Annotated in this window: 14 protein-coding genes and 1 pseudogene; 5 read left to right on the plus strand and 10 right to left on the minus strand. The window is 64.2% G+C overall.

Going from position 1 to position 15,170, the window contains the following annotated elements; genetic code table 11:
• Positions 1-140: 140 nt before the first annotated feature.
• A pseudogene (locus F3H95_RS18910) lies at positions 141-327 on the minus strand (respiratory nitrate reductase subunit gamma); the annotation flags it as partial.
• A 209-nt stretch (positions 328-536) separates the two neighbouring features.
• On the opposite strand from F3H95_RS18910, the gene F3H95_RS18915 reads away from it, so the two are divergent.
• Positions 537-1,235: a cyclic nucleotide-binding domain-containing protein gene (locus F3H95_RS18915; protein WP_149747137.1), complete on the plus strand. Its 699-nt coding sequence runs from the start codon at positions 537-539 to the stop codon at positions 1,233-1,235.
• A 401-nt stretch (positions 1,236-1,636) separates the two neighbouring features.
• Here the strand turns inward: F3H95_RS18915 and F3H95_RS18920 are convergent, their stop codons facing one another.
• The 9 genes from F3H95_RS18920 to F3H95_RS18960 form a co-directional block, all read right to left on the minus strand.
• Complete coding sequence (locus F3H95_RS18920; protein WP_149747138.1) at positions 1,637-2,125, minus strand: hypothetical protein; 489 nt, start codon at positions 2,123-2,125, stop codon at positions 1,637-1,639.
• Complete coding sequence (locus tag F3H95_RS18925) at positions 2,122-3,288, minus strand: EAL domain-containing protein (RefSeq protein ID WP_149747139.1); 1,167 nt, start codon at positions 3,286-3,288, stop codon at positions 2,122-2,124. Before F3H95_RS18925 ends, F3H95_RS18920 begins: the two co-directional genes overlap by 4 nt.
• Positions 3,285-3,500, minus strand: coding sequence for a hypothetical protein (locus F3H95_RS18930; protein WP_142880365.1), 216 nt, complete (start codon positions 3,498-3,500; stop codon positions 3,285-3,287). Before F3H95_RS18930 ends, F3H95_RS18925 begins: the two co-directional genes overlap by 4 nt.
• A 1,168-nt stretch (positions 3,501-4,668) precedes the next feature.
• The gene (locus F3H95_RS18935) at positions 4,669-5,907 is read right to left on the minus strand and encodes a GH25 family lysozyme (RefSeq protein ID WP_188134429.1); all 1,239 of its coding nucleotides are present in this window, start codon (positions 5,905-5,907) and stop codon (positions 4,669-4,671) included.
• A gap of 215 nt (positions 5,908-6,122) precedes the next feature.
• On the minus strand, positions 6,123-7,964 hold the full coding sequence (locus F3H95_RS18940; RefSeq protein WP_149747140.1) for an FUSC family protein: 1,842 nt from the start codon (positions 7,962-7,964) through the stop codon (positions 6,123-6,125).
• A 511-nt stretch (positions 7,965-8,475) separates the two neighbouring features.
• Entirely contained in the window at positions 8,476-9,861 is a 1,386-nt protein-coding gene (locus tag F3H95_RS18945) for an amidase (protein WP_149747141.1), read from the minus strand.
• Between the two features lie 87 nt (positions 9,862-9,948).
• Positions 9,949-10,545, minus strand: a complete 597-nt coding sequence (locus F3H95_RS18950; protein WP_149747142.1) for a zeta toxin family protein — start codon at positions 10,543-10,545, stop codon at positions 9,949-9,951.
• A gap of 6 nt (positions 10,546-10,551) precedes the next feature.
• On the minus strand, positions 10,552-10,740 hold the full coding sequence (locus tag F3H95_RS18955; protein ID WP_149747143.1) for a hypothetical protein: 189 nt from the start codon (positions 10,738-10,740) through the stop codon (positions 10,552-10,554).
• A gap of 164 nt (positions 10,741-10,904) precedes the next feature.
• On the minus strand, positions 10,905-11,666 hold the full coding sequence (locus F3H95_RS18960) for an IclR family transcriptional regulator (protein ID WP_149747144.1): 762 nt from the start codon (positions 11,664-11,666) through the stop codon (positions 10,905-10,907).
• Positions 11,667-11,815: 149 nt separating this feature from the next.
• On the opposite strand from F3H95_RS18960, the gene F3H95_RS18965 reads away from it, so the two are divergent.
• The 4 genes from F3H95_RS18965 to F3H95_RS18980 all read left to right on the plus strand — a co-directional run bounded on the left by F3H95_RS18965 (position 11,816) and on the right by F3H95_RS18980 (position 15,144).
• Entirely contained in the window at positions 11,816-12,538 is a 723-nt protein-coding gene (locus F3H95_RS18965) for a 3-oxoacid CoA-transferase subunit A (protein ID WP_149747145.1), read from the plus strand.
• Positions 12,535-13,233 carry a CoA transferase subunit B gene (locus F3H95_RS18970; RefSeq protein WP_142880371.1) on the plus strand — a complete coding sequence of 233 codons (699 nt, stop codon included), beginning with the start codon at positions 12,535-12,537 and terminating at the stop codon, positions 13,231-13,233. The genes F3H95_RS18965 and F3H95_RS18970 overlap by 4 nt, the downstream gene beginning before the upstream one ends.
• A gap of 10 nt (positions 13,234-13,243) precedes the next feature.
• A complete protein-coding gene (gene pcaF, locus F3H95_RS18975) occupies positions 13,244-14,449 on the plus strand; it encodes a 3-oxoadipyl-CoA thiolase (protein WP_142880372.1) in 1,206 nt (401 codons plus the stop codon).
• Between the two features lie 152 nt (positions 14,450-14,601).
• Entirely contained in the window at positions 14,602-15,144 is a 543-nt protein-coding gene (locus F3H95_RS18980) for a hypothetical protein (protein WP_149747146.1), read from the plus strand.
• Positions 15,145-15,170: the final 26 nt, after the last annotated feature.

Raw genomic sequence — 15,170 nt, forward strand, 5'->3', positions numbered from 1 at the left:
GCCGCTCAGATCGGGGCTGATCGTGGTGCTGTGTAGTGACTGCTGCGGACATTTCTACTTTGCAGCACAGCGGACATTCCAACTCCTCCGCCACATTTCACACCCGCCGCAAACAGCGCGGCGGCATGGCGGGAAAGCTGCAGCAGACCGACAAGGTGGCCGAGAAAAATCATCGGCACACCGAGATGGAAAAAGCACGGAGCCGCATATCCACTGCTTGCGCCGCAAAAGCTGGCTGGAACCGCAGCGCCAGAAACAAGGCGCGCGGTCGTAGCGGATGGCAAGCATGCATTGGATAAAGCCCCTTGTCCCCGAAAGGAAAGCCATTGCTTTCGTTGCGGAGGAGCTTGCTACGGGGAGAGGTCAATCCTGCTTGATTTACATCAACTCTCGCCTGCCCGTTTTGAGAAACAAGAAGGCAGCGCCGCAACCGCAAGGGCGGGCTGGGCAGAGATCAGGCACCAGCCGGATATCAGGACAGGGCGGCATGACATTGATCAATCCGTGACGTGAAAACCCTCAAGGAGGAGGACAGGATGCGATCCTCGGAACTGCCCCAGGTCAAGGCGCTCGGCCTGTTCGAGACCATGAGCGAGCAGAGCTTCGAGCGTCTGATGCAGGCGGCCTATCTGCAGACCTTTCCGGCGCATCTGACCCTGATCCACGAAGGCGACACCGCGGATTTTCTCTATGTGCTGGTGGAGGGGGCGGTGGAACTGTATGCCGCCGCCAACGGGCGGGAGGAAACCATGGCCGTGCTGCGCCCGGTGGAAACCTTCATCCTGGCGGCCGTGCTGAAGGATGCGGTCTATCTGATGGCGGCCCGGACCATCGCGCGCTCGCGGATCCTGCTGGTGCCGGCTGCGGATGTGCGGCTGGCTTTCGAGGAAGACGCGGCTTTTGCCCGTGCCATCGTTTCGGAACTTGCCACGCGGTATCGCGGGGTGGTGAAGGAGCACAAGAACATCAAGCTGCGCTCCTCGGTGGAGAGGCTTGCCAATCGCCTCATCCGCTACGAGGCCGAACAGGGCGGCCATGGCGTGCTGGAACTGCCCTATGAGAAACGGATTCTCGCCTCGCTTCTGGGTATGACGCCGGAGAACCTCTCGCGCGCATTGCGCACCCTGAAGCCCTATGGCGTGCTGGTGAGCGGATCAACGATCCGACTGACTGATCGCAAGGCATTGGAAACGCTTGCAAAACCGAGTGCCTTCATCGACGTCGACGCAAGCTGAACCGAACCTGAAAGGCGTTCCCCAAGAAAATCACTCCCAAAAACGCGCAATTTCATCATCGTGAACACCCGGTTAAAAGCAACATTAGAACTTGCCTACATTCGGATTCACAAAGAGAGGAATGATGGAAATCGCACCGAACTACGAGAAGATCGGCCTGCTGTTCATTGCCGGTCTCATTACCGTGATCTATCTGCTGAACAGCGGCGTGCTGTAAGTCCTGCGGGCCTTTTGGTCCGAGCGATGGCTGCCGGAATCGCGACCGGCTGACGCCATCCTGTGCACCGTCTCCCCGTCCTTCGCATCCGAGGACATCACGCGGCGGCTCTTTCCTGCAAGCCAAGAGCAAGACAGACTCACCGGTTCCATCGACCGGACGATAGCCCTTGCCTGCGTGTCGGTCAGCGGCGGCGAAATAGCGGGCGAAGCGACGGTCGCTGCGCACTGCCCTCCCCGCCGCGGCGGGGCTGGCCACAATAGACCGCGAGTGCTCCGAGGGCTGCTGCACAGCAGACGGCACTCGCCATGGCAACGTCGCCGGCCATGACAAAGCCTGCCGCAGCACCGGTGACGCTGGCACCGGCGATCGTGGCGAGCACGACGGGCAGGGAAACGGGTGTTGAGAGGGCGCGCTTGCGCACCATGGGTGCGCGGCGCACGCCATAGCGCGCATAGCGACCGGCAACATGCGCCATGTAGCGATCATGTTCGCTGTCACGGCGCGCTGCAAGCAGGTCCTTGCCGAAGAAGGCCAGAACCGCCCAGAGAAACAGGCTGCCGCAGGCGATGATCTCCAGTGCCAGCTGATACTGGCCCATCACCACCGCTGCCACCAGCGCGACCTCACAGACGGCCGCGACGAGAAGAAGCACGGCCGGAAGGGACTTCATCGGGCAGCCCCGGCCCGGGCGAGCGCCCGCCGCTGTTCCATCCGCGCTTCCGTGCGCGGCTCCATGGGTGGCATGCGCCGCTCGAGTGGCTGCGGGGGCATGTGCGGACGACCGAACAGGAAGCCCTGGACCCACTGGGCACCGGCTGCACGGGCACCGGCCAGATCAACGTCGCATTCCACGGCGCCGACCACGACTTCATCCGCCACGTGGCGGGCGAGCGAAATGAGATGACCGAGCAGCTGCGGTGCATCCGAACCCCGGGTGCGGATGCGGGCGGCATCGATCTTGATGATGTTGAAGCGCGTGTGACGCGCATAGCCGATGGAGCTGAACCCCGTTCCGAAATCATCGAGTGCGACGCGGCAGCCGGCCTGCTGCACATGGCTGACGAAGTCGATGATGGTCTCGAAGCTGTAGGGACGCACGGTCTCGGCAATCTCGATCACCAGGCGATGGCCGATGCCGGCTTCGCTCAGCAGACGCGGGAAGGTGACGCGCCACCACAGATCCACCGAGGCGGACAGAACCGACATGTTGCAGCCGAGCACGACATCCGGTCGGCGGCGCAGTTCACAGATCACGGCTTCCGCGATCCTGCGGTCGAACACGCGCGTCAGGCCGAGGCGCTCAAGCGCCGGGCCATAGACGCCCGGCATCACCACGCGGCCATCCTCATCGCTGAGGCGCACGACACATTCCGAATAGAGCACGTCGCTTTCCGAACCGGCGCGGCACACGGGCTGCTCGACCAGGGCAAAGCGGGCGTTGAACAGGGCGTCATAGGCAAGGGCTGCCGCGCTCATGTCGATGCGATAGTCCTGGGCGCTGTTCTGCGAGGCGGTGCGGCGCACTGCCGTCAGTTCCGGCAGCGATGCCGAATGGCTGAGTGCCACGACGATGCGGTTGTTGCCGACAGCGATCGGAAGGCTGGCGGCGCTGCAGATGGCCTCGTCGACGCGCGACCAGATCGGCATGCCGTCCGCAAAGTCGAAGGGCGAGGCGGCAAGGCCCCAGGGTTCCACGGCAAACGGCACATGCAGCGTGCGCTCCAGGCGGCGGGCCACTTCAGCCAGCACGCGGGCGGCAACGCCCTCACCGAAATGCGAGGAAATGTCGTCAAGATTGTCGATGACGATGAAAACCGAACCGGCGGCGTTCATGAGGAGCGGCTCCAGCTGATCATATAGACACTGCCCGACACGCCACCGGCGTAACAGACTGCGCCATTCACTTCATTGGCAAACGGGCGGAAAACGCCGTTCGACGTGCCAGAGAAGTTGACCGCTTTCCGGTCCGGGTAGGGTTTGTGCAGAAACATCGCACGTTCACCATACCCCGGATCACAGCCATCATAGCTGATCTCACCCTGCATGAAGGGATCCTTTTCCGTCGGTGATTTCGATCAGAAAGCCCGAGAGCTTTCCAGAATTGTCGCGTCAGTCGATCCATCAAAAATATGATTTATTTTTACCGGACCGCTTCGATTATTGTCAATGGGACGAACTATAGTGTCCTTGCAGCATAGGGACTGGAAACTGAGGTTGAACACTCCGTGAGCAAGGCCACAGGCAAGTTCAAATCCTGCCGAAACGGAAGACATCCTGTCTCTGTTCGACAGAAAACCGGCCTGTCGCGCACCGGCTTCTGAACCTTTTGTATACCGTAACTCCTTCAGGAATCGTTAACAGATCCTTTGCAGGCCCGCTGTGCACTAATTTAGAATTACCCAACAGGTTCAATGCCTTCACGAATGGCGCCTGTTTTCTGGTGGGCTGCGGTCTACAGCATCGGATTCCTGTTGCAAAGCAATTTTTGTGTGACTCCGGTTTGTGCGGCGCCCGGCCGGACAACCCGTGCGCGCAGCCTCCCCCCTTCCCCTTGCGGAGACATTCGGAAACAAAGCGCGGCAGCCGGGCGCCGGTTCCGGACGAACCGGGTTGCTTGGATGGGACGGGCACGGATTCAAATAGAAGTGCAGTATTTTCGCCGCAATTTTGGATAGTGACGGCTGCAAATCAACGTGCCGACAGGAGATGGCAGGTGCCATGGTCCCTGATGGACAATAGAAAACGGATGACGGTTCAAAATGGGACTTTAATGTGTCCGACACTGAATCGTCGCGGGACGAAATTGGAGTCTGCCGGGGGAGTTTGGAGACGTGGTGCGCATCGAGCGCCATTTTGGCACTATGATGGGGAGAGAAGTCGATCGTTTCCGAACATTGCCGCGCGACCCGCCGAGGCATTGGGAGGCAGCACGTCGTGTGGGGCGGGCAAGCGCCAATCGGGCGTCTGCTGCTCTGAAAAAAATTAGTCTGTGCCGTCAGCGCGGCGAACCAATTTCCCTTTTTTGGCGAAATTGGTTCGTTTGCATCGCGCTAAAACTGCATGTCCAGTGGAAAGAATGTGCGGTGATTCGTCCGCCCCGAATCACCGCCGTCCTCGTGGACTGGGTAAACAATGCCTTTCGAAGCTTGCACGAAGCTGAACACGTGACGCGCGTGTCTCGGCAAACATCCCTCGATGCGCGAGGCGGCAATGTCAGCCGGCGAAACGGTGCCAGTCCGCCTCGGATCCGCGGAAGACGTTGAGATCGATCTTGCCGTCGACGCCCTGCGAAAGGCCTGAGCCGGAATACTGCCAGAACAGCCAGTTGCGGCCCGGATAGACCTTCGAGGGGTGTGCGGCGACCGAGCGCAGCCAGAAGTGATGATGCGGGAAGGCGCCCTGCAGGTGATCGGCATAGAAATCCGGGGCGGTATAGATGATCGGCCGCTTGCCGTAATGGCGCTCCAGCCGGTCCATGAAGACCTGCATCTTTTCGCGTACCAGGGCCGGTGTCAGCCGGCGCTTGCACGCGGAATCGCCGTTGTATTCGACATCGATGACCGGCGGCAGCGCGGATGGATCGCGCGGCACGTTGCGGATGAACCATTCGGCCTGTTCGCTCGCCACCCGGCACCAGTAGAAGAAGTGATAGGCGCCGCGGCGGATGCCGGCGGCATGCGCGCCACGCCAGTTCTCACGGAACATCGGGTCCAGATGGTCGCCGCCATCCGTCGCCTTGATGTAGGCGAAGTTGGCGCCCTGGGTGCGCAGCGTCGGCCAGTCGATATCGCCCTGCCAGCGCGAGACATCCACGCCGTGGACGGCATGATTGCGCGGCGAGGCGCGCCCGAAGTTGATCGGCTTGGCATCCTTGAAGCGGTGGCGGTAGATCCGTTCGCGCAGGATGGCCGGCTCGGCCGGCGGCATGGCCATCGGCGTGGCAAAGGCGGCGGGCCGTTCCTGCGGCACCGGCATACCCCCCATCGGCGGTCGACCGACCAGAACCGGCGGCTGCGGGACGGCACCGGCCCAGGCCAGCGCCTGCGGATGCTGCGAGGCGTCCGCCACTTCCACGGCGGCAGCCGGCAGCGGCACCTGGGTTGCCGGACCGGCGAGTTCCTGCTGCGTCTGTGAAAGGCCGGGCGTCACGCCGGACGCGGTCCTGGCCGGAACGGAGGCTGCAGATGCCAGACGCCCCGCCTTCTGCTGCGCACCGGCTGATGCGCCCTGCGGCATGGGTGCCGGCGGAAGCGGTGCGGCAATCGAAGGTCCCGGCCCCGTCTGCCCTACCTGCCCTACCTGGGCCATCGGCACCGGCGCCGCGATGCCTGTAATCGCGCCGGTCTTCTCGTCGGATGGTCCCACCGCCAGCACATCCTCCGTGCCACTGGCACGGCATCCGCCAATCATGAGGCAGGCAAGCAGAAGGCTCGAAAGGACAGGATGACGCATGGGACCCAATACTCTGTACGCGCGTGTCTCTCCGCAAGCCTGCCCGGTACGGGCGGTTCACGGCAAATGCTAACAGAGTTTTACCGTAAAAAGCTGAATGCAATCTTTACAGACCGATCGCGCGGCAAGCCGCCGCGTGACGGGCACCCTCTGAAAGCCGGAGCCCTTGCGATGACCTGTCGGGGCCGCAGCGGGGAGATCGGTCCGCCGGCTGTTCAGTGCCGTACCGGCCGGTCGTCCTCGACATCCCTCTCGCCCTCCCCCGGCGCCTGATTGGCGAGCAGGCGATGCCAGTCCATGGCGGCTCGGCCGGCGAGATTGCGCATGTCCTGCAGCGTGTGGACATCGGCGCCCCGGTTGCCGAGGCGCTGCAGAAGGCCGCCGAGATCGTGAAAGGCGACTTCGGCCTCGACGCTCGCCACGCCCGCCTCGCGGCGTGCCCTTTCGATGGAGTCAGCCGGCTCGGCGGTGAGCACGGCGTCGCGGTAGCGGCCATTGGCCTCGATGCCCTCGCGGATAAGGAGCGACAGGGCGGTTCCGAAATCCGGCCAGAACAGGAAGACGGCGAGCAGGGCCGCCACGCTGCCGATGACATTGTCGAGCATGCGGGCGGATGCGATGCCCGCGCCCGGATGCAGCATGTCCGTCACGAAGACGAACAGCATCGTCAGGAACACCACGAAGATCGTGTAGTTGACGGAGCGCAGCGAGATGGAGGCTGCGGCGAGCGCCACCGCCAGCAGCGAAAGCGGCAGTTGGGCGCTGATGACCTGCAGAACCATCAGCGCGATCAGCCCGCCGAGCAGGCTGCCGGCAATCCGCTCCAGCGCCCGCGCCCAAGTGATCCGAAGCCCGCCCTGCAGAACGACGATGACGGCCATGGCCGCCCAATAGGGATAGCCGAGCTGGAACAGCGTCGCGACCGCATAGACGGCCAGCAGACCGGCGGCCTGACGCGCGGCCTGCCGGATCATCGGTGTGGGAAGTCTGTCTCCCCTGCCCTTCTGGCCCGCAGGCGGCAGGGAGTCCGGAGCCGATGCGGTCAGCGGCTCTGCAAGACGGTGGAGTGCCCGTTCGAGGGCGAGCGCGCAGCCCACGAAGACGGGCTCCGTCAGGTGATGGCGCAACGCTCGCACCCGCGCCCTCGCCCGGGCGATCGCGCGTTCCTCCGTTCCGGCACGTAGGGTGACATGCCAGGCAAGCAGAGCCTTTCGGCACGCCTGCGCCGTGGCCAGCCGCTCGCCAAGCAATCCCACCCGGTCGATATAGGCCTGGTCGAGGGCAATCAGGGTTCCGAAGGTGGTTTCTGCCGCGGCAAGCGCCTGGTGCACGGAGGGGCTGGCGCCGTTTTCACCTTCATAGCGCGCGAGCAGACTGCGCAGCCGCTCGATGGCCAGGCGCACGGCCCGTCTGTGTTCGGCATGGTCGCTGTGCCAGTCCGCATCGCGGTGCGCCCCATCCCCGAGCGCCACCAGATTGTCGGCCATATCCAGCAGCCGGACGGTCACCGCCTCGGTGGCGCGGCGGAGCGGCGCCAGCGGATCGATCCGCCAGACGACATTGATCAGCAGATAGGCCCAGGTGGCACCCCCAAGAAAGGCGAATGACTGGCCGAGCGCCTGCGGCAGGGGATGGGGAAAGCCGACGGCGACCACCGCAACGACCGCAAGCAGTGTACCGACCAGCCCGCCATAGGGCAGAAGGGCCGCGGCAACGACCGCGAGAAAGACCAGAAGCGGCCCGATGACCATGTCCGCATGGGGGAAAAAGGAGGCAAGCCACGACCCCAGAAAGGCCACAAGCGTGCCGCCCGCAACGAACACGCCGAGCAGACGGCTGCGCAAGGTATCGGGCCCCGGCGCATCGCAAAGACAGGTCCAGTAGGCGGCAAACACCGCCCAGCCCCATTCTGCGTGACCGGTTGCCAGCGCAAGGCCGAGCGGCATGGCCACGGCCAGCGCCGCCCGATAGCCCTCGACGCGGTTGAAGTGTTCGGGGATCAATCCGAAGGATCGCAGCTCAAGGCGGCGCCCCAGCCACCGAAGACGTCTCGTCATATGTCACCCCAGCCAGAGGCGCCCCTCCCCGGCGCCGGCTTGTTGTTCTTTTCGCCCAGGCGCGCAGCTGTCTCGCGCGCCTGGTCTGTAATTGGTCCTGCCAGTTTCGTCTTTGACCGTAAATCCGGCTTTTCTGCACGTATTTTGGAGAATATTTGGTCCGACCAATCACTTACACAGTAATCGCCGGGCGCGCGGGGCGATCAGGTGTCGTCGCCAATGCTTGCGGGCGTGGTTCCCGCCTGCTTGCCTCTACCTGTCGCTGCTGCCCCTATTCCGTGCGCCACGATCGGCCGGCCCCAAAGATGTGCGGATGGTGGCAAATATTTGCAGGAAATCGCACAGGCTGTCGAGGGCAAGAATGTCCGTCGTCTGTCGCTGCCCTCCCCTCCCCTTCAGCTTGCGCTTGCGCCATCTGCGAATGAGAACTGATCGCCACAGACTGCTTCATGCACTGCATCATCTTCGCAGAGAACGGACGCGGTCAAGGGGCCGGGTTGATGCCCCGCCCTCACCCCGCCTGCCCTGCCAGCACCGCCTCGATGGCAAGGCCGGCCGCGAGGATCGAACGGTCCTGCATCGGCAGGCCCGCCACCATCAGGCCGACCGGCGCTTCGCCCGGCGCATGGCAAGGCAGCGAGAGGCCGCAGCCATCCAGGAAGTTGAAGAGGGTCGAATTGCGCAGCACCAGCCCGTTGGCGGCAAAGAAGGCGGCATCATCGGCAAGCAGCGGCGCGATTTCCGGCGCGATGACGGGCACGGTCGGCAGGATCACCGCATCGTAACCGCCAAGCCGGTGCATGGTCCGCGCCTGCCAGTCGGCGCGCGCAGAAAGCGCATCGAGATAATCGGCCGCGGAAAGATCGCGGCCACGCAGGATGCGGGTCCTCACCCGCGGATCGTAGGTGTCGCCGGCCCTTTGCAGGAGGTCGCGATGCCAGAAATAGGCTTCCGGCGCCACCAGCCCGCCGCGACCATAAATGCCGGCCACCTCGGAAAATTCGGGCACGGCGATCTCGCTGAGGATGGCACCGGCGGCGGAGAGGCGCGACAGCGTGCGGGCAAACACGGCACTCACCGTTGCGTCCATGGCATCCAGCACGACGGTCTGCGGCACGGCAAGCCGCAGCCCACGGATCGGCAAGGCCGCCGGCACCCCCTGCCCTTCGCCGGAGATCACCGCATCGATCAGCGCGCAGCAGGTGACGCTGCGGGCAAGCGGACCGATCGAATCGAGCGAGGTGGACAGCGGCACGACGCCCGCCGTCGGGACGCGCCGCGCCGTCGGCTTGAAGCCGGTCAGGCCGCAGAGCGCCGAGGGAATGCGGATCGAGCCGCCGGTATCGGTCCCGATCGCCGCAATCGCCATGCCATCCGTCACCGAGACGGCCGCCCCGGAGGAAGAGCCGCCCGGCACGCGACCGGTGGCGCGGTCGAAGGGGTTTTTGGGCGTGCCGTAATGCGGATTGATGCCGATGCCGGAAAAGGCGAACTCGCTCATATTGGTGGTGCCGGTGATGACGGCGCCCGCCGCGACCAGCCGCTGCACGACCGGCGCATCGGCGGCGGCCGGCGGCTGATCTTTCAGCGCCACGGACCCCGCGAGCGTCGTCTCGCCGGCAAGATCGAACAGGTCCTTCACCGAGATCGGCAGGCCCTCCAGCGCTGACCGCACATGCCCGGCCGCGCGAACGGCATCGGAGGCCTCGGCCAGTTTTCGCGCACGCTGGTCGTTGCGCCGCACATGGACCCGCGCGCCCTCCCCTTCCGGATCGTTGATCCGCGCCAGCGCCGCCTCCGCCAGTTGCCGGGCCGTGGCAAGGCCCTCCTTCAGCGCCGCAGCAGCGGTTTCGATGGTGGCGGAGCGATCGGAAAATTCGGGCGAGAACGATGTCATGAGCGGCAACCGGATTCGGGGATGAAAGGCCGCCATCCTTGAATGTTTCGCGGCGGCGCGCAAGATGTCGCTCAGCCCGTCGTCTCGTCAGATCGCCAGGCCATAGGCGTCCGAGATGATGCCCTGCAACCTGTCATGAAGAGGATTGTCCCGCTCGATGTCCTGGCGGCGAAGGACGGCGCTCTTAATCTCAAACAGGATGCGCGGCGTGAGGTTCGAGTTGTCGACGATGACCACCTCGTCCGCCATCCGCAAGGCCTCGCGGAGATGCGCCAGCGAGGCCTCGTAGCGCCGAACGATCACGCCCGGCGGAATGGGATGCCCGCCCGTGGCAATGCGGAACGCGACCCGCTCGATGCAGCGCGCGGGCGTATCCAGAATAACATAATACAGGCCGACGGAAAAACCGGCGGCGCGTGTCTGCCGCATTACGTCCAGCGCGTGGTGGCTGCTGAGCGTCGTTTCAAACGTGAAGCTGGTCCTGGAGGCGATCAACGCCTCGATCTGTGCAATCGCCATGCGGCCGGCACGAATGGCCCGCGCACTGTCGGACGCAGCCGAGCCGAGCGAGCGGGCAATATCATTGACGTTGACGAGGATGCCCGGCGGACGCAGCGCCTCGAAGGAAGAGGATTTTTCCGAACCGTTCGGGCCGGCCAGCACGATGCAATGGGCGGGCGGCATAAGCGTCTATCGTCTGGCGACGCGCGCCGGCAGTTTCGCCTTTGGAGTATGCGGCGCATCCCCGCTTTCTGTCGTCTTGTCTGCCTTCAGGTCGCCGCAGCTCGGCACAAGCCCAACAGCCCCGCCGCGCTCTACGGCTTGGTGGCCGATCCGCATCAAGGCGGCGCGGTTTTTTTCGAGCGTCTCAAGCAACATGATCATGCTCCTTTGCGCGCAAGGATACAGAGGGGAGAGGGGAAAGGCAAACGCCGCCTTGAGAAGCGGGCAGGGTCGTCGCACCCCCTCCATCACCCCACCGGTGCGCCCGCCAACGAATCGGTTGACAGCTGTCAACAGGCCAAGTCCCGCCGTGAGTCGCCTCAGCCCTGCCGCAGCAGCGGGCGCAGCTGGCGGGCGACGGCCTGGAGGGCGGGGAGGTAGCGGTCGGCCATGCCGGCGGCGGCCACCTGGGCAGCGGGGGCGCCGATGTTGAGTGCGGCCACCACCCTTCCTCTCGCATCGGCAAGCGGCACGGCGATGGAACAGAGGCCAAGCTCCAGCTCCTGGTCGATCACCGCGTAGCCTTGGCCCCGCACCTCCGCCAGTTCTGCCATCACCTCTTCCGGATCGGTCTTGGTCCGCGGTGTATAGGCTTTCAGGGGGGCGGGGCCGATCAGCGCACGCGCCTCGGCCTCTGGCAGCGCCGCCAGCAGCACGCGGCCCATGGAGGCGCAGGCGGCAGGCAGGCGGCTGCCGGGCATCAGGTTGATCGACATCACCCGCCGCTGCGAGGCGCGCGCCACATAGACGATCTCCGCCCCGTCCAGCACGCTGACCGATGCGCTCTGGCTGACCGTTTCGGAGAGCTGGTCAAGGAAGGGCTGCACGATGTGCGGCAGCGGCGTGGCGGAGAGATAGGCGTGGCCAAGCCGGAGGATGCGCGGTGTCAGCGTGAAGAATTTGCCGTCGTAATCGGCATAGCCGAGTTCCGCGAGCGTCAGCAGACAGCGCCGGGCCGTGGCGCGGTCGAGGCCCGTCAGCTTTGCCACGTCGGAGATGGAGAGCCGCGGCTCAGCCTCGCCGAAGGCCTCGATCACGCGCAGGCCCTTGGCGAGGCCGCCGATGAAATCCGTGTCCCGCATGATCCCTCCCCGTGCGCGTATACTGGCATCTGGACGTCAGATTGTGCGATATATGAACAAAAGTCAAATAACGCACAAAAAAAGTTGACGGCTGGCAACTCGAAGGCGCTAACTGCTGCCATCTCGAATGTCCTTGGGAGAGAGACAGAATGGACAAGACCCTTGCCAGCGTGGCAGAGGCCGTCTCCGCCATCCATGACGGGGCTACCCTCATGATCGGCGGCTTCGGCGGCTCCGGCGCGCCGATCGAACTCATCCACGCGCTGATCGACCGGTTCCTCGCGACCGGCAGCCCGAAGAACCTCACCGTCATCAACAACAATGCCGGCAACGGGCGCATCGGCATCGCCGCCATGATCGATGCCGGCATGGTGAAGAAGATGGTGTGCTCCTTCCCGCGCTCGTCGGATCCGCGCGCCTTCACGGACAAATATCTGGCCGGCGAGATCGAACTGGAACTGGTGCCGCAGGGAACGCTGGCCGAGCGCATCCGCGCCGGCGGCGCCGGCATCCCCGCCTTCTACACCCCGACCGGCTATGGCACCGAACTGGCCGAAGGCAAGGTGATCGCCGAATTCGAGGGACGCGCCTACGTGCAGGAGCGCTGGCTGAAGGCGGATTTCGCCATCGTCAAGGGTCAGCTCGGCGATACCTACGGCAACCTTACCTACAACAAGGCCGGCCGCAACTTCAATCCGCTGATGTGCATGGCGGCTGCCACCACCATTGCCCAGGTCTCGAAGATCGTCCCGGCCGGCGGCATCGATCCGGAACAGGTCGTCACCCCCGGCATCTTTGTCAACGGCGTCGTCGAAGTCGAAAACCCGCAACAGGAAGAAGAGCTCATCCGAGCCGGAGTGGCCCACGTATGACCGACACCACGCTCAACACCCGCGAGGACATCAAGCTCTCCAACGCCCAGATCGCCTGGCGCGCCGCGCAGGATATCGAGGACGGCGCCTATGTGAACCTCGGCATCGGCTTTCCGGAAATGGTCGCCCGCTTCCAGCCGCCCGGCCGGCAGGCGATCTTCCACACCGAAAACGGCATCCTGAATTTCGGCGAGGCACCGCCCGCCGGCGAGGAGGACTGGGACCTGATCAATGCCGGCAAGAAGGCCGTGACGCTGAAGCCGGGCGCCGCCTTCTTCCACCATGCCGACAGCTTCGCCATGGTGCGCGGCGGGCATCTGGATGTGGCGATCCTCGGCGCCTATCAGGTGGCGGAAAACGGCGATCTCGCCAACTGGCGCGTCGGCTCCAAGGGCGTGCCGGCCGTCGGGGGCGCGATGGATCTGGTACATGGTGCCAAGCAGGTTTTCGTCATCACCGAACATGTCACCAAGGATGGCAAGCCGAAGCTGGTGGAGAAATGCACCTTCCCGCTGACCGGCGTCGGCTGCATCACCCGCGTCTATACCAGCCATGCCGTCATCGATATCCGCGACCGCCGGTTCGTGGTGCGCGAAAAGCTTGCCGCCATGAGCCTGGAGGAATTGCAGGCGATGACCGGCGCCCCCCTTCACACCGATGGCCCCGTGGCCGATCTCACCGTGCCGGCGCTTTGAGGAACAGATCATGACAGACGCCTTTATCTGCGATTACATCCGCACGCCCATTGGCCGCTTCGGCGGCTCGCTGTCCTCCGTGCGTGCCGACGATCTCGGCGCCGTGCCGCTGAAAGCTTTGATCGCCCGCCATGCCGGGCTTGACTGGGAGGCGGTGGAAGACGTGATCTTCGGCTGCGCCAACCAGGCGGGCGAGGACAACCGCAACGTCGCCCGCATGTCGGCGCTGCTTGCCGGCCTGCCGGTCTCCGTCACCGGCACCACCATCAACCGGCTCTGCGGTTCGGGCATGGATGCGGTCATCACCGCGGCCCGCGCCATCCGGGCAGGGGAGGCGGAGCTGATGATTGCCGGCGGCGTGGAAAGCATGAGCCGCGCCCCCTTCGTGCTGCCGAAGGCCGAGACGGCCTTTTCGCGCAATGCGGAAATCTACGACACCACCATCGGCTGGCGCTTCGTCAATCCGCTGATGAAGAAGCAGTATGGCGTGGATTCGATGCCGGAGACCGGCGACAACGTGGCGATCGATTTCAAGGTCAGCCGCGAGGACCAGGATGCCTTTGCCGTGCGCAGCCAGGCCAAGGCTGCGGAAGCCCAGGCGAATGGCCGGCTGGCCCTGGAAATCACCCCGGTCAGCGTCGCCCAGCGCAAGGGCGATCCGCTGATCGTCGATCGCGACGAGCATCCCCGCGCCACCTCGCTGGAGGCGCTGGCCAAGCTGAAGCCGGTCAACCGCCTGGAGGGCGCCACCGTCACCGCGGGCAATGCCTCCGGCGTCAATGATGGCGCGGCCGCGCTGATCATCGCTTCGGAAGCGGCGGCGAAGAAGCACGGCCTCACGCCGATTGCCCGCATTCTCGGCGGCGCGACCGCCGGCGTTCCGCCGCGCATCATGGGCTTTGGCCCGGCGCCCGCCTCGAAGAAGCTGCTCGCCCGGCTGGGCCTGACGGTCGACCAGCTGGACGTGATCGAGCTGAACGAGGCCTTCGCATCCCAGGGCATCGCGACGCTGCGCGACCTCGGCATCGCCGATGACGATGCCCGCGTCAACCGCAATGGCGGCGCCATCGCGCTCGGCCACCCGCTCGGCATGTCCGGCGCCCGCATCGCCGGCACCGCCGCCCTGGAACTGAAGGCCACCGGCGGCCGCTACGCGCTCTCCACCATGTGCATCGGCGTGGGCCAGGGCATCGCCGTGGCGCTCGAGCGGGTATAACCCTCTACCGTTCGATCCGCCGTGGTGCTTGCGGCGGATCGAACCGGCTTGCATCAAGCATACATGCTTCGCAGCAAGAATAATTAATATTCCTTTTACATAATCCATTTTTTCTGTACTATTGAAAACATTGTCAGATACGGAGAGCAAAAATGCCCGTTGCTGATACGTTTCATTTCGATAATGTCGTGAATATTGCTGCGATCATCGCGCTTGTTACGTTTTTTCTGAAATACGTCATCGACGGATACATCGGCAGGCGGCGAAACATCCGTGAGAGACGGAAGATGATCCTCGCCTTGTATACCGAGGTGAAGCTGAACGTCGATAATCTGCGAGAGGACGGGGGGCAGATTGATTTTCATGATATTGCGGGCTTTCTCGCCGCGTCTCCGCAGAATGCGCCGCATATCGTGGTGTTCTATTACAGTGACATCTACAAATCGAAGTTCAACACGCTATCTGATCTGCCTGATGTTCTGATCAAGAACATCGTACAATTCTATGGCGAGCTTGAGTACATCGGCCTTCTGGCGGCCAGCCTTACAAAGCCGTCGTTCCAGGTGGTATCCCAGAGGGCGCGGGAAGCCACCATCATGGAACTGCAAAAGGCTCTGGCAGAAGCCCTCAGTGGCGGGACGAAGCTGCTGGGCGCCTTTGACCTCATCATGCCTCGTGCGCCGCATCGCGAATAGCGGACGCGATCCGTTCGAACCTTGCC

It is taken from the genome of Rhizobium sp. RU35A (assembly GCF_900156005.1).
GTDB lineage: Bacteria > Pseudomonadota > Alphaproteobacteria > Rhizobiales > Rhizobiaceae > Neorhizobium > Neorhizobium straminoryzae.

Bases quoted from the DNA above. Each gene is read 5' to 3' on its own strand.
- F3H95_RS18925 (WP_149747139.1), bottom strand. From the start codon at position 3,288: ATGAACGCCGCCGGTTCGGTTTTCATCGTCATCGACAATCTTGACGAC.
- F3H95_RS18980 (WP_149747146.1), top strand. From the start codon at position 14,602: ATGCCCGTTGCTGATACGTTTCATTTCGATAATGTCGTGAATATTGCT.
- F3H95_RS18950 (WP_149747142.1), bottom strand. From the start codon at position 10,545: ATGCCGCCCGCCCATTGCATCGTGCTGGCCGGCCCGAACGGTTCGGAA.
- F3H95_RS18915 (WP_149747137.1), top strand. From the start codon at position 537: ATGCGATCCTCGGAACTGCCCCAGGTCAAGGCGCTCGGCCTGTTCGAG.
- F3H95_RS18970 (WP_142880371.1), top strand. From the start codon at position 12,535: ATGACCGACACCACGCTCAACACCCGCGAGGACATCAAGCTCTCCAAC.
- pcaF (WP_142880372.1), top strand. From the start codon at position 13,244: ATGACAGACGCCTTTATCTGCGATTACATCCGCACGCCCATTGGCCGC.
- F3H95_RS18935 (WP_188134429.1), bottom strand. From the start codon at position 5,907: ATGCGTCATCCTGTCCTTTCGAGCCTTCTGCTTGCCTGCCTCATGATT.
- F3H95_RS18920 (WP_149747138.1), bottom strand. From the start codon at position 2,125: ATGAAGTCCCTTCCGGCCGTGCTTCTTCTCGTCGCGGCCGTCTGTGAG.
- F3H95_RS18940 (WP_149747140.1), bottom strand. From the start codon at position 7,964: ATGACGAGACGTCTTCGGTGGCTGGGGCGCCGCCTTGAGCTGCGATCC.
- F3H95_RS18960 (WP_149747144.1), bottom strand. From the start codon at position 11,666: ATGCGGGACACGGATTTCATCGGCGGCCTCGCCAAGGGCCTGCGCGTG.
- F3H95_RS18955 (WP_149747143.1), bottom strand. From the start codon at position 10,740: ATGTTGCTTGAGACGCTCGAAAAAAACCGCGCCGCCTTGATGCGGATC.
- F3H95_RS18930 (WP_142880365.1), bottom strand. From the start codon at position 3,500: ATGCAGGGTGAGATCAGCTATGATGGCTGTGATCCGGGGTATGGTGAA.
- F3H95_RS18965 (WP_149747145.1), top strand. From the start codon at position 11,816: ATGGACAAGACCCTTGCCAGCGTGGCAGAGGCCGTCTCCGCCATCCAT.
- F3H95_RS18945 (WP_149747141.1), bottom strand. From the start codon at position 9,861: ATGACATCGTTCTCGCCCGAATTTTCCGATCGCTCCGCCACCATCGAA.